Origin of the sequence: Microcoleus sp. T3_B1 (assembly GCF_036700445.1) — a bacterium.
In the GTDB taxonomy this organism is placed as follows: domain Bacteria; phylum Cyanobacteriota; class Cyanobacteriia; order Cyanobacteriales; family Microcoleaceae; genus Microcoleus.
The window spans coordinates 1-13,127 of record NZ_JAUBOX010000086.1 but is presented as its reverse complement, the minus strand read 5'-3'; the positions used below and the strand labels follow the sequence as shown (position 1 = coordinate 13,127).

At 43.4% G+C, this 13,127-nt stretch carries 13 protein-coding genes; 2 read left to right on the top strand and 11 right to left on the bottom strand.

The genetic code is table 11. The features are described 5' to 3' along the window. Position 1: 1 nt before the first annotated feature. The 7 genes from QT990_RS29830 to QT990_RS29800 all read right to left on the bottom strand — a co-directional run bounded on the left by QT990_RS29830 (position 2) and on the right by QT990_RS29800 (position 5,786). Complete coding sequence (locus QT990_RS29830; protein ID WP_333104285.1) at positions 2-1,225, bottom strand: AAA family ATPase; 1,224 nt, start codon at positions 1,223-1,225, stop codon at positions 2-4. 73 nt (positions 1,226-1,298) lie between these two features. Then, on the bottom strand, positions 1,299-2,423 hold the full coding sequence (locus tag QT990_RS29825) for a DNA cytosine methyltransferase (protein ID WP_333306435.1): 1,125 nt from the start codon (positions 2,421-2,423) through the stop codon (positions 1,299-1,301). Between the two features lie 96 nt (positions 2,424-2,519). After that, positions 2,520-3,290: a Uma2 family endonuclease gene (locus tag QT990_RS29820; RefSeq protein WP_333306432.1), complete on the bottom strand. Its 771-nt coding sequence runs from the start codon at positions 3,288-3,290 to the stop codon at positions 2,520-2,522. Positions 3,291-3,562: 272 nt separating this feature from the next. Continuing rightward, the gene (gene hisS, locus QT990_RS29815; protein ID WP_333145330.1) at positions 3,563-4,840 is read right to left on the bottom strand and encodes a histidine--tRNA ligase; all 1,278 of its coding nucleotides are present in this window, start codon (positions 4,838-4,840) and stop codon (positions 3,563-3,565) included. Positions 4,841-4,970: 130 nt separating this feature from the next. Continuing rightward, positions 4,971-5,252, bottom strand: a complete 282-nt coding sequence (locus QT990_RS29810) for a hypothetical protein (RefSeq protein ID WP_333145331.1) — start codon at positions 5,250-5,252, stop codon at positions 4,971-4,973. 34 nt (positions 5,253-5,286) lie between these two features. After that, on the bottom strand, positions 5,287-5,562 hold the full coding sequence (locus QT990_RS29805; RefSeq protein ID WP_006633901.1) for a photosynthetic electron transport-dependent transcriptional regulator PedR: 276 nt from the start codon (positions 5,560-5,562) through the stop codon (positions 5,287-5,289). Positions 5,563-5,648: 86 nt separating this feature from the next. Then, positions 5,649-5,786, bottom strand: coding sequence for a hypothetical protein (locus tag QT990_RS29800; RefSeq protein ID WP_333301020.1), 138 nt, complete (start codon positions 5,784-5,786; stop codon positions 5,649-5,651). Between the two features lie 202 nt (positions 5,787-5,988). On the opposite strand from QT990_RS29800, the gene QT990_RS29795 reads away from it, so the two are divergent. Together QT990_RS29795 and QT990_RS29790 are read left to right on the top strand one after the other, a co-directional pair. After that, positions 5,989-7,149 carry an RNA-guided endonuclease TnpB family protein gene (locus tag QT990_RS29795; RefSeq protein ID WP_333145332.1) on the top strand — a complete coding sequence of 387 codons (1,161 nt, stop codon included), beginning with the start codon at positions 5,989-5,991 and terminating at the stop codon, positions 7,147-7,149. Between the two features lie 148 nt (positions 7,150-7,297). Further along, positions 7,298-8,275: a carbohydrate kinase gene (locus tag QT990_RS29790; RefSeq protein WP_333145334.1), complete on the top strand. Its 978-nt coding sequence runs from the start codon at positions 7,298-7,300 to the stop codon at positions 8,273-8,275. A gap of 724 nt (positions 8,276-8,999) precedes the next feature. Here the strand turns inward: QT990_RS29790 and QT990_RS29785 are convergent. From QT990_RS29785 to QT990_RS29770, 4 genes are all read right to left on the bottom strand, one after another. Beyond that, positions 9,000-9,491 (bottom strand): gluconokinase, encoded by a 492-nt coding sequence (locus tag QT990_RS29785; RefSeq protein ID WP_333145335.1) that lies wholly within the window; start codon positions 9,489-9,491, stop codon positions 9,000-9,002. A 222-nt stretch (positions 9,492-9,713) separates the two neighbouring features. Next, positions 9,714-10,475 carry a DNA-binding protein gene (locus QT990_RS29780; RefSeq protein ID WP_333145336.1) on the bottom strand — a complete coding sequence of 254 codons (762 nt, stop codon included), beginning with the start codon at positions 10,473-10,475 and terminating at the stop codon, positions 9,714-9,716. Between the two features lie 42 nt (positions 10,476-10,517). Beyond that, a complete protein-coding gene (locus tag QT990_RS29775; protein WP_333145337.1) occupies positions 10,518-11,306 on the bottom strand; it encodes a hypothetical protein in 789 nt (262 codons plus the stop codon). 163 nt (positions 11,307-11,469) lie between these two features. Then, positions 11,470-12,792, bottom strand: a complete 1,323-nt coding sequence (locus QT990_RS29770; protein ID WP_333145338.1) for a 3-isopropylmalate dehydratase large subunit — start codon at positions 12,790-12,792, stop codon at positions 11,470-11,472. Positions 12,793-13,127: the final 335 nt, after the last annotated feature.

The window sequence follows — 13,127 nt, the reverse complement described above, 5'->3', positions numbered from 1 at the left end:
TTTACTCTACCTCGGTGCTCACAATCCATCGCGGCCAGAAGCGATCGTGTTCTGGTAAAACTCGCAGGAGTTCCTGATGAATTTGATCCTTAGTTCTGAGGTATTCAGGAAAAGTTTCCATGCTTTCTCCTCGCATGAAGGTATACGCAGCCTCAATCGCTATTTCTGCTTCGCGGGAACGAGCCTGTTTTAACCCAAAAATATCTGAAGTTAGCCAGCCAACAGCATCGCCATGTTTTGTCCAAGGAACTTCATTAAGAGTTACATCTTTACCTTGTAACTCAAACAAAAATAACTTATCTTGCTCCTCATCAAATTCAGGCTCGATTGAGGCAAGTAGCAGCGGAGAATGAGTTGTAGCTATTAGCTGAAGTTTCATTTCATTTTCGAGGTTTGTTGCTACTTCTAAGATAGCTGGCAAGATTGATCGTTGCCACTGTGGATGTAAATGAGCTTCAACTTCATCGATTAAAAGAATTATCTTATCCAGAGGTTCTTGTTGCCGCAACTTAGAAGCCATTGTGTGTTCATACCAAGTCCATACTAACAAATAAGCTAATCCTAAAATTCGCTTGATGCCCGCTGATGCGTATATAATCGGAACATTGCCATAGGGAAAATTTAAGGTAGGAATCTCACGCACATCCTCAACAGAAACCCTGATTGGTTCTCCCGGTTCCATCCATTCATCAGCATCGGGAGAAAGTTGTTTAATGACGCGAGATAATAGTTGGAATTGAGATCGGTCTGGTTGACGTTGCCAGTTCACCCAATCATGAATTAGACCATTACAGATAAATTTTCCTTCGGAATTAATCAATCCATTCCAAAGACTATCATAATTGAAGTGATAAGCTGCTAAGCGATTACGGGCAGGATCTAAGACTGAAAATCCATCAACACGGACGTAAATAATTAACCCTTTGAAACTAGAATACTTGCCACTGTCTAACCACTTTTGTTCGGAAAAACTAAACAGACTTCGATATTTATCGGATTTTTTTTGATTGCTTAAACGAGAAGTGATTTCCGGGGAATTGCCCTGTCCCTGCTGTGGCCAAGCTGGACTATCCGCCCATTTTCCAGTTAGTACCCACCAAGCAACATCAAGCAAAAAAGTTTTCCCCAAACCATTGTCGCCAGTAAATAAATTAATGCGATCGGCAAATTCTACATCGAACTGGGGGGCGGTTCCGACTTGTTTTAGATGAAGTTCTTTCAGCATTTTGAATATTCACTCTATCAGCTACATAATTAGCTCAATATTTAGAAATATTGTACTATAAACTACTTGCTGATTATAAAATATTTTCACTTGGTTCTAATTCAGCCCATTTTAATCGTTCTTGAATTGACATCCCCTGCAACTTTTTACTCATTTCATATAAATCCACTTTCGGATAATCCCCCTTAAATAGCGGAATTAAAGACTCAACAACAGCAGCGATTCCCTGCGGTGGCACTGCATTTCCAATCTGCCGCCGCACTTCAGTCGTAGAACCTTCAAAAACAAAATCATCGGGAAATGTTTGCAATCTTGCCCTTTCACGATTTGTCAAAGAACGCGGTTCTAAATAATGATAACCCCAAGTTCCGCCACCTCCACCAGCAATGATTGTCGATGATGGTTTATCTGGATGAATTCGCCGATAAACGTGACTGATCATGCCTTTGACATAGTATGGACTATCCTTGGGAATATCAGAGAAATTGCCTCCCGGTTTAATTCGATTTAAAATTTCAACGGTGCGGGCTTGAATTTTATGATGTTGGTTATTGTCAAGAACTGCTTCCACATTTTTGAGTGCTTCGCCCGCTGTTCGATAAGGATTTTTGCGATTTTGACCGTATTCTGGCTGAGGATGCACAAAGTTAAATCCTGTATCCATCCGAATGCCAACTAATAACACTCTTTGCCGAACTTGCGGAACTCCGTAATCCGCAAAGTTGTAGAGTTTAGGTTTAACTAAGTAGCCCGGAGCTATACTTTCAAAGTCCGAAATTATTTGTTTTATTGCTTGATAATTATTTGCACTTAATAAGCCTTTGACATTTTCTGCTACAAAAGCTTTGGGCTTTTTTTTGTTGACAAAATCGAGAAAGTATGTATATAAATTGCCTCTGGTTCCTTCAAGTCCGGGGCGCTTCCAAATTAGGGAGAAATCTTGACAGGGAAACCCTCCTATACATATTTCAGCTTCGGGAACTTGTGCAATGTCTATATTTTCTATGCTGTCGTTGATGATGACATCAGCAATGTTTCTGCTGAATGTTTTGCAGGCGTATTGATTGGAGTCGATCGCCCAAACTACCTCAAATCCGGCTTGATGGAATGGCAAATCCATGCCGCCACAACCAGAAAATAAGGATATGAGTCGCGGTTTTTTTGTCCAGGCGATCGGCTGGAGACGTTCTATTAACATAGGAGTACAAAGTTAGCCAAGGGCGGGCTGGATGCCCCCACCACAAGAGTGTCATCATACCAAAACACGATCGAACTCGACTCATCAATTGATATTTCACTCTTCATCATCTAACTCGATCCCCGCTTGACGCAGTTTTTCGGCCAATTTTTCCGCGCGGAGTCTTTCGCGATCGGCCCGTTGGCGTTCTTGTTCTACTCGTTCTTCCGACCAAAGCAACAATTCGCCTTCAGGATTCCACCACCTCAACCAACAGCCTGTCCTTCCTTCGTGCGTTCCTTCCCAAATACCTAAAAATAGGTTTAATCCCGGTATCCAATAACGTCCGTTTTCATCAGGTTTTTGCAAGTTGTAGTGCTCTGATTCTAAAGCGTAAACTTCTAAATGAGCTGTTTTGGCTCGGAATATGACGTATCGGGGAACTTTGATTACTTGCTCGTAAAAATACCACTTTCCCACCCGCGAGGTAAATTCAACCGAGTATTCTTCTCCATAGGTTTCTGAAAGAAATTCCATCACGATTTGGGGGATGGTTCCTTCTGTGTGTGGCGTGTAACTGCGGCGGACTTCCGAGACATTTTTTGGATTGACGGGTTTCACGTACATCCAATCTGGTGCTTTGCAGATAATACGCTGTTCGTCGCTGCTTGAACCTGGGAAACTTATGCCGGCACACAAGGCAAAGTTGGAAACAATTAAGGCATCCTGCATTAATTCAGGAAATCCTGTTAGCGGCTGGCGCAAAGCGGCAGCCAACAATGGTTGGCTTTCGTCTTCTACGGGGTCGTCTGGTAGCTGGAAATCTTCTGGTAGTAGCGGCCAGGTGATTGTGAGTTTTGTTTCTGGGTTTTTAGTTGCTACAGACATAGTTTATCAGAGGTTAAATGTTTTAATGCTTAAATTATATCTCTTGGTTTTTGGGATTAATGTTAATGGCTTAATGACGAGGCAGAGCCTCTGGATATGCGTTACCGGGCAGAGTCAATTAGTAACGACTTAAGCCGACAGTCCGCCAGGGGTTGAAACCCCTGGCTAATAGCGAAAGTCCTCTGAAGAGGACTGAGAAGAAAACTGTTAAAATAATTAGTCCTCTTCAGAGGACTTTAGCTTTGAGGCAGGGAATTCATTCCCTGCCGGACTTAATATGCAGCTATGATCTTCTGCTGTAGCTCGTTTGTCATTGCTAGTAGTTCCGATTGGGCGATCGCACTTTGTTCGCCACTCGCCAACCACTTCAACTGTACCGTCTCGTTTTCAGCTTCCGCATCTCCCAAAACTAAACACGCAACCGCACCGCTTCTGTCGGCTCTTTTAAACTGTTTCCCGAAAGCACTAGCGCTCAAATCTATCTCTACACTAAACCCGGCACTTCGCAATTTTTGAGCTAACAATACCGATTGCTGTTCTGCTTTTTCGCCCCTGGATACCAAATAAAAATCCAACTTGGGCGCGGGCAAAGGTTGCAACTTTTGCAGCAGAATAATCAACCTTTCGATACCCATTGCCCAACCGACTGCAGGCGTATCTGGGCCACCCAATTCTTTTACTAAACCGTCGTAGCGGCCGCCTCCGCAAACTGTGGCTTGCGCTCCCAAATCGTCGGAGATAATTTCAAATGCGGTGTAGGTATAGTAATCTAAACCGCGCACTAATCGGGGATTTAACTGATAACTAATTCCTAAATTTGTGAGCATCTGCTGCACTTGCTCGAAGTGATCTCGCGATTCCTCTCCCAAATATTCTAAAATGCTAGGCGCACCAGCTACAATTTCTTGAGTCCGCTGATTTTTGCTGTCCAATATCCGCAGCGGATTGCGAGTCAAGCGGTCTTGAGAATCGGCGTCTAATTCGTCTTTGTGCGGTGTAAAATAATCTATTAATGCTTGCCGATAATTTTGTCTGTCTTGCTTATTTCCGACGGAATTAATATCGAGACGCAAATTTTTTAAACCGAGAGTTTGCAGGATATCACAGGCGATCGCAATTACTTCGACATCCGCACGAGGATTCGCACTCCCCAAGACTTCCACGCCAATTTGATTGAACTGCCGCTGTCTTCCCTCTTGCGCGCGTTCGTAGCGAAACATCGGCCCAGCATACCACAGACGCTGCACGTCTCCCGCTGCGTACAAACTGTTTTGAATAAAAGCTCGCACTACTCCGGCGGTGCCTTCTGGGCGCAAAGTAGTCGATCGATCGCCCTTATCTTTAAAAGTGTACATTTCTTTGCCTACAACATCGGTAGCTTCGCCGATGCCGCGTTCAAATAAAGATGTCTGTTCAAATATCGGCGTCCGAATTTCCCGATAAGCCGCTTTTTTCAAAATTGTTCTAGCCACTTCTTCGACATTTTGCCAATATCGAATTTCATCGGGCAAAATATCTCGCGTTCCCGTTAAAGTTTTAATTGCACTCATTTTGTTAGTCAGTAGTCAGTAGTCAGTAGTCAGTAGTCAGTAGTCATTAGTCATTAGTCCGCAGTCATTAATCATTAGTCAGTAGTTATTAGTTAACAGTCAACAGTCAACAGCTAACAATTCCCAATAACTAAGGACTTAATAATTCCCAGGCTCCGTAACGATCGCCATAATAAGCCAAAATGCGATCGACCCGCTCGCGACCTGCCAAATCGAACGCTTCAGGATACTGTATCCACAAACCCCCAATTTGGCTGTCGCTGTAATCAAACCGCTGCGACTGCTGCGGGATTAAACCGGTTTGCACCCCTTCAACTTGACGCAAATGGGTCGCCACTTCGCGATACACCGCCAGCGGCAATCCAGGGGATTGAATGTGATAGCGGAGTTGTTTTTCTTGTGCCGTTTGCATCATTTCTTTGCCTGTACCCAACCAGAAACCCTACTTAAGATACTTCTTTATCGATCGGTCGCGGTAGAGGACAGCAGTTAATATTGTCCAAACATACCTTTCCCCACTGCAACGCCCAGCGTACAAGGGTAACTCGATTGTCAGCGCGCGTCTTGTTCAAGATATTGCTAATGTGGTTGTCAACTGTACGCTTGCTAATCTCTAACTTTTCGGCAATTTTCTCATTAGTCAATCCCGCCGCTACTAACTCTACCACTTGCAATTCTCTGTCCGACAGGGTGACAGGGGTTCCAGAGACAATCCCACTCATAAATTTTTCCTATGTCTGCATATTTACCTATCTACAATTCTAGAGGATGAGGGATGAAGTATGAAGAGAAAATTAAATTTGCTGTGCTACTCTTTCGGGGCCGAAGCACCAACTCGCTTGCAGAATCGCAAAAAGTGCAAACTCAGCGCCGACACAGCATGACCCGCACCGACTTGCACTGCTGGCACCGGAGGGCGGCGGGTGAGCCCTTTACCTGCGCGCATCTGGCATCCGGGCCAAACCCGCAGGTGTTTTCAGGTAAAACAACTGATACGCCCGCACTGCACTTGTGCGTTGAGCGAGTAACTGCCAGTATCAATAAGTCTGATATTATCGAAAAATTGGGTCTAAAACCTCCCCCTTCTAGGGGGACTTTACTTTTGTTTCACTTTAGCTTACCATAGCAAATATAGTTTGGTAAGTGCAATGTTAAAAGCCTGCAAGTACAGAATCTATCCGACTCAAGAGCAATCTATATTGCTTGGTAAGTCGTTTGGATGTGTACGGTGGTTTTACAATTTTGCGCTTAACCTAACCAGTGAAACTTACAAAGCAACAGGTAAGGGTTTAAGTCGAAACGACATCATTAATTTGTTACCTTCGCTAAAAAAAGAATATGAATGGTTAACAGAACCACCTTCACAATGTTTACAGCAAGTAGCATTGGATTTGTCTAGTGGTTTTTTGAACTTTTTTGAGAAACGGGCTAAATACCCAAATTTTAAGAAAAAGGGACAAAAGCAATCTATCCGATTTCCACAAGGAATTAAATTAGATGGCGACTATCTCACGTTGCCTAAACTAGGTAAGGTTTACTGCAAAGTATCTCGATTGCTCGAAGGGAAGTTAAAATCTGTTACCGTATCGCTAAATCCATCAGGTGAATACTACGCCGCTTGTCTCTACGATGATGGTAAAGATAAGCCTGTTTCATCATCAGAGGGAAAAGCTATTGGTATAGACATGGGGATAAATTATTATGCAATTACGTCCGACGGGACTAAGCATGGCAACCCCAAATATTACCGTAAATATGAAGTTAAATTAGCCAAGAGACAAAAGCAACTTAGTCGCAAACAAAAAGGGTCTAGCAATCGTAAAAAAGCACGGATTAAAGTTGCTAAAGTGCCTTCAAAAATCACCAGATGTCGTGAAGATTTTCTCCAAAAAGTAAGTCGTAAATTAGTTGACGAAAACCAAGTCATAATTGTAGAAAATCTGGCAGTTAGAAACATGGTAAAAAATTCCAAACTAGCTAAATCAATCAGTGATGCTGGATGGGGTAAATTTTGCACCATGTTGAAGTATAAGTCAGAGTGGGAGGGAAGAATCTATATCGAAATCGATAGATTTTTCCCCAGTTCCAAAACTTGTAGTAACTGTTTACATCAACTAGATAACCTGAGTTTAGATATTCGTAGCTGGCAATGTCCCAAATGTCAAACGGTACATGACAGAGACATTAACGCCGCCATGAATATCCGCGATGAAGGTTTACGACTTTTGGCGGGAGGGCATCTCGCTAACGCTTCCAGACGACGTGTAAGACCATCTAAAGGCACTGCTTTTAGAGGCAACGTTGGATGAAGGAAGAATCTCGGCCGTTTTACGGCGGGGAGTTGTCAAAGGAGCAGCCATTAAAAAATAGCTTGCAATTTTTCTGAGATGGGTTAAAAATAATTATTGGCCTGTCTACTGCTGGTCTAAAATCTAAAATGTAAAATCTAAAATTGATATGACTTATCCTCGCGTTCTGTGTCTGGGTGAAGTTTTATTTGATTGTTTAGCAGACAAACCAGGAGTATCTCTCGAAGAGGTAGAATCTTGGACGGCATATCCCGGCGGTGCTCCTGCTAATGTTGCCTGTGCTTTGGCTAAATTGGGGACGGCGGCGGGATTTATCGGTGCTGTAGGTGGGGATGAATTGGGGAATTCTCTAGTGCAGGTATTGCAAGAAATAGGGGTTGATACCGCTGGAGTGCAGCGACATCCAAGTGCGCCGACGCGGCAAGTTTATGTCTTGCGGAATGAAGCGGGCGATCGATCTTTTGCCGGTTTTGGCGAATTTGATACTGCGGATTTTGCAGACACCCGCCTCCTTGCTGCACAACTACCCGAAGTGCTGTTTGAAAATGCCGAATATTTAGTGCTAGGCACTTTAGAATTAGCTTACCCTGAAAGTCGAGAGGCGATCGTCCGAGCGATCGAACTAGCAGAACAGTACGACGTTAAAATTATACTTGACATCAATTGGCGTCCCGTGTTTTGGCCAAATCCAGACGAAGCAAAAGCGCCCATTAGAAAAATATTAAAAAAAGTTGATTTTGTCAAGCTATCCGAGGAAGAAGCCGAATGGTTGTTTGACACTACCGATGCTGGAGCTATTACCTACCGTCTCGATTCCGTAGAAGGCGTTTTGGTTACTGCAGGCGAGAAAGGTTGCGCCTATTGTATCTCGGAAAATGAAGGAAAAATCCCCGCATTTACAGTAGATGTTGAGGATACAACAGGTGCCGGCGACGGTTTTCTGGCTGGTTTTGTCAGCCAATTATGCAAGGTGGGAATTAAGAGTTTAGCCACTCCAGAAATAACCAAAAAAGTTGTAACTTATGCGAGTGCGGTAGGTTCGATGACAGCGATGAAACCGGGTGCAATTGCGGCTCAACCAACCGCCGCTGAAGTAGAAGCTTTCTTGTATTTGTACAAAAATTAGCAGGCGAAACCTCTCTCCCGGAAACGGAGAGGGGGCTAAATTTGGTTCAGAAACTCGGTTGCTAGGAAAAAAATAACTGTTAAGCTGTTGGGCATTTAAAAGAGGATAGTAGGGTGCGGAGCGTACATAAGTATTTCCCATATCCCGCCAGTGTTCTAGCTGACGCACCCTACCTCTATCGTTATTGGTTTAAATGTGTAACAGCTTATACTAAATCCGAGTTAAAAACCCTCGCTAAGACTCGCCGTTTGAAATAGCTACTATACAAACTCTCGCCCTAGTTAAGAGGGAGTAAGAAATAAACTGGTATTTAAGCCCGATTTAGTATTATATAGCAATCCTCGCATCAGTTGTAAAAATATGTAGGGGTAGTGCTACCCCTACTCCCCGTGCCTACCCCCCACGGATCGGGGCAACCGGGCGTGGGTTTTGCCCCTACAACAATTACACAATTCATTTAGAATCGCTATAGCAATCCTAAATCATTCTCATAATTATTGTAGGGGCAATCCCCCCGTGGTTGCCCTATAGATAGGGGGTAGGCACGGGGGCACTACCCCTACAAATTTATCTGAATCATTTAGAATCGCTATAGGTTTTATTGTGGGCAATTAACCACACATCATATCATGTCCGGTCGATTACCCTGATTCCTGTAGGGGCGGGTTCACCAATAATATTTGCCAAAAACACACAATCTCAAAAACCCGCCCCGGCAATTGTATTATGGGCGATCGATCGGACATGATATAATTTGGCGCACGATTAACTCTAGTGGCTGCGAAGCATCTATGATAATTGCATCTTGTGGTTCTTCGAGACTGTCTAACTGACTTAAAAGCAAGTCTGCTTTCATGTAGTGGTTTTCGCGAGTTTTTAACCTTGTGGCTAATAGCTGAAAAGAACATTTTAGATAAACTATCTTCATGCGCTTTGGGTCTCGGTAGAGCAGTTCGCGGTAAGATGTTTTTAAAGCAGAACAAGCCAAAACTACATTTTTATTTTCTAACAGCCACCTGTCTATTGCAGCTTGCAATTGTAATAGCCAAGGAAGGCGATCCGCATCTTCTAAAGGAATGCCCCGACTCATTTTATCGATATTAGCTGATGGGTGAAAATCGTCGGCATCGCTGAAATCCCAATTGAGAGATTGCGCCAGCAACTTGCCAACAGTAGTTTTGCCGGAACCGGAGACTCCCATCACGATCGTAATCATGGCACTTATTTACCGAATACTTGGAACTTTATCGAGTTGTGCGATCGAGAAACCGGGTTTCTTAAGTGGCCCGATGAATCATACAATTATAAACAATTTAACAAACCCAGCCTATTTCTAATTCTAGATCAAGTTTCTTATAGAGTGGGTCTAATGAATTCCGAATAATTAACTTGACTTCTTCCCTAATTATGCGATCGTAATTTTACTGATAGTTGCTGATTATCCGATCGCACTTGCAGCTACAACATCACTGCTAACAGGCTGGTACATCGGGCCTTGGAAAGGGCGAAAGCCTTGCTGGCAATCGGCAGTCATCTTGCACAGCAAGCGGAACTGTAGCGGCGTTGGGGGTTGATTGAGGCGATCGACTTCTACGCGAACCAATTCTGGATGCTGCGAAATAATTTCAAAAATATCATCCACCAGATAGCGCTGACAATAGCCGACAATCCAGTGATCTTTAGTACACAGAAGCAGACGGGAAGGGCGCGGATTTTTAAATTCGTGGGCTAAATACAAAAGTTCGCCCACTTGAAGCCGATGAATCCGTTCAATTGCCGACTTGGAAAGGTATCGCAGTCCATCTGCAAAAAAATGGATACAGTAACGTCCATTTTCATCTGGTTCGGGACAAGGGAACACCTCAAATTTATCAGTTGCCCGTTTGCCTCCGCTGCGCGCCAATAAAGCAATTGGGTCATGTTCGTGTTCAGGGATATTCAACCACTGCACAAATTCAGGGTACTCAGGGCGCGATCGCGCCATCACTCGATTAGAAAACAACGCAAACAGTTTCTGTGAAGTGTAAACATTATTGAAATCCGGGAAAGATGGCAAAGGTTGAAACCCGCACTTAAGTTTAGCTTCTAGAACACCATTTGTATAATTGAACTGGTATTCTTTACCGTTAAATGTCAATCGACCAATCGGAAACCAAGAACCGCTGTCCGGGCTTTGCCAAGCCAAAAATAGTGTTTTCAAAGTAAATCTCCTGTCAATTCAAGTAGGGTGTGCACCTTATGTTTACTTTGAACTAAGAATATTTTTTTGCAATTTTTGCCGAGTTTTACCGTCGATTATCTCTTTGCCAACATTGGGTTTGCTGACATTAACTCGGACAAAATCGATATCATCTTTTTCGGTAAATTTGCGATCGCCATCGGAGTCTTTTCTAATTGTAACAAAAATACCGCCGCTCTTTTTATCAAATACCCAACTCATTAACTGGGTATCGGGCGGAGCGATTGCCTGAAGCGATTTGCCTGCCAAGTTAGATAAATATCCAACGATCGCGTCTGCATCGTCAAGTTTGCCATCAGCATTTGTGTCGCTATCTATGATATGAAACAACAGCAATTGATTCTGAGGCTTGCTGGATACTTTTTTTGAGGGATTTTGCTTCGGTTGATTTGTTTGTTCATTTTGATGGCTGGGATTTTCTATATCTTTTTTACCTGGCAAATATTCAAATTTAGATATTAACGCTTTTCTATTTAATAGAATATTAGATTCTCCGTTAGTTTTGTTATAAAAAATCATATTATAACCAATCATACGACGGCCCCTTGAAAAACTTAATTTTGATGAGATAGGATTGTGTCCAGATTTTTTTTCATCGCTAGATAAGATAACTGGAATCATAATATATTCTGATTCAGAGTCAACGATTAAATCGCCATAAGCAATCTGTGGCTGTGGCTTTTCTGCTTTCTTTTGTGCCCGAGTTACTGTCTTCGTTGCACTGCATGATATGGTAATAGCAATTAGGGCAAATGTGGTAGCCACTTTACGGAAAATATTATGATCGATCATGACTTTTTAGATTTGACATCGATATTTATTTTCATTTTATTCTAACTAGCCGATCGCTGTCACGTTCAGCGATAGGTAAATCCATCTAAAAAAACAGAATACCCAGATCCTCGACTTCTTTAAGAAGTGGAGGATCTAAGATTCTAAACATCGCTAACAACTTCTAACACAGGAATTCGCGCGGATCTGTGACATACCCAGTCAGCGCAGAAGCCGCCGCCGTATAAGGCGAAGCTAGATAAACTTGCGCTTCTTTATTCCCCATGCGGCCGGGGAAATTCCGGTTAGTTGTAGATACACAAATTTCTGGTTCGTTCATCCGCCCAAAAGTATCTTTCGGGCCGCCCAAACAAGCGGCGCAAGAAGGCGCTGCGGGTTCGATGCAGCCGGCAGCTAAGAAGATTTCCGAAAGGGTTTGACCATCGTATTTTGTGACAAACAAATCTTCGTAAACTTTCTGAGTTGCTGGTACTAAATAAGTCGGAACTTTGACTTGATTTCCTTTCAGAATGCGGGCGGCATTCAGAAAGTCGGAGGTTTTGCCGCCGGTGCAGGAACCGATGTAAACTCGATCGATCTTGACATCGCGGCAGTTGCGGGCTAAGTCGCGGTTGTCGGGAGAGTGCGGTTTGGCGACAACTGGTTCTAATTGGGTGACATCGTAGGTGCGATCGCTATAAAATTTAGCATCCCCATCGCTGTAAAATGAATCGAAGGCTTTATCAGTCCGCGAAGTAACGTAATCAAACGTAGTTTTGTCCGGCGCAACCGTGCCGTTTTTACCGCCAGCTTCAATCACCATATTGCACAGCGTCATCCGTTCTTCCATCGTCAAACGCTCAACTGTATCGCCCGCAAATTCCATTGTCCGGTAGTTAGCACCGGCAACGCTAATATCACCAATAATCTGCAAAATTAGGTCTTTTGCTAACAAATAATCCGGCAGTTCACCGTTGAACACAAAGCGCATGGTTGCGGGAACTTTGATTAACAGTTTGCCGGTTCCCATGATAAAAGCCGCGTCTGTATTGCCGATACCGGTGGCAAATTGTCCGAAAGCGCCGGCATTGCAGGTGTGGGAATCGGTGCCGAAGAGCACTTCCCCTGGTCTGGTGTGGCCTTCTTGTGCTAGGGCGATGTGGCAAACTCCTTTGTAGTCGGGATTTGCTTTGAAGTCCGATCGATCCGTGATGTCGTAAAAGTATTTTATCCCTTGTTCTTTGGCAAAATCGCGGAGAATATCGACGTTGCGGTTAGCGCGTTCGTCGTTCGTGAAAATGTAGTGGTCAGGAATGAGGACGATTTTGTCAGGGTTCCAGACTTTAGCATTCTCACCGAATTCGCGTTTGAAAACGCCGATGGTGCCGGGCCCGCAGACATCGTGGGTCATCAACACGTCTGTTTCTACCCAAATATTTTCTCCGGGCTCGACTTTAGTGCGGCCTGATGCTTTGGCTAATATTTTTTCGGTCAGAGTCATTCCCATAGTGCGATCGCTCTTTTTTATTAGATGCTACATAGTGTATTGTACGAAATATCGCCTGATGTTGAGAGGAAATTTATTATGAATATGAGCGTCTTCTCCTCAAAGTGGGAGTACGCCTGATTGTGAAGTTATTGTTCATCCGCCAAAAACTTATTTAGTCAAGCGCCAGCGAACTATTAGTTTTAATGAAAGGTCAAGGAAAGTTTATTGCAGTATTAGTAGACTTATAAAATCCCACTTTTTCACTAGGATTAAAGGCTAAGCTGTCAAACATCTAAACTGCATTAACTAAGTTACCTTTATTTTTTATTTTTCGGTTCCATTTCATAATTAGT

Excerpts from the sequence above, each read along its gene's own strand:
- QT990_RS29770 (WP_333145338.1), bottom strand. The coding sequence starts at position 12,792 with ATGGGAATGACTCTGACCGAAAAAATATTAGCCAAAGCATCAGGCCGC.
- QT990_RS29800 (WP_333301020.1), bottom strand. The coding sequence starts at position 5,786 with ATGCGCGCAGGTAAAGGGCTCACCCGCCGCCCTCCGGTGCCAGCAGTG.
- QT990_RS29805 (WP_006633901.1), bottom strand. The coding sequence starts at position 5,562 with ATGAGTGGGATTGTCTCTGGAACCCCTGTCACCCTGTCGGACAGAGAA.
- hisS (WP_333145330.1), bottom strand. The coding sequence starts at position 4,840 with ATGAGTGCAATTAAAACTTTAACGGGAACGCGAGATATTTTGCCCGAT.
- QT990_RS29775 (WP_333145337.1), bottom strand. The coding sequence starts at position 11,306 with ATGATCGATCATAATATTTTCCGTAAAGTGGCTACCACATTTGCCCTA.
- QT990_RS29830 (WP_333104285.1), bottom strand. The coding sequence starts at position 1,225 with ATGCTGAAAGAACTTCATCTAAAACAAGTCGGAACCGCCCCCCAGTTC.
- QT990_RS29790 (WP_333145334.1), top strand. The coding sequence starts at position 7,298 with ATGACTTATCCTCGCGTTCTGTGTCTGGGTGAAGTTTTATTTGATTGT.
- QT990_RS29820 (WP_333306432.1), bottom strand. The coding sequence starts at position 3,290 with ATGTCTGTAGCAACTAAAAACCCAGAAACAAAACTCACAATCACCTGG.
- QT990_RS29785 (WP_333145335.1), bottom strand. The coding sequence starts at position 9,491 with ATGATTACGATCGTGATGGGAGTCTCCGGTTCCGGCAAAACTACTGTT.
- QT990_RS29825 (WP_333306435.1), bottom strand. The coding sequence starts at position 2,423 with ATGTTAATAGAACGTCTCCAGCCGATCGCCTGGACAAAAAAACCGCGA.
- QT990_RS29810 (WP_333145331.1), bottom strand. The coding sequence starts at position 5,252 with ATGCAAACGGCACAAGAAAAACAACTCCGCTATCACATTCAATCCCCT.
- QT990_RS29795 (WP_333145332.1), top strand. The coding sequence starts at position 5,989 with ATGTTAAAAGCCTGCAAGTACAGAATCTATCCGACTCAAGAGCAATCT.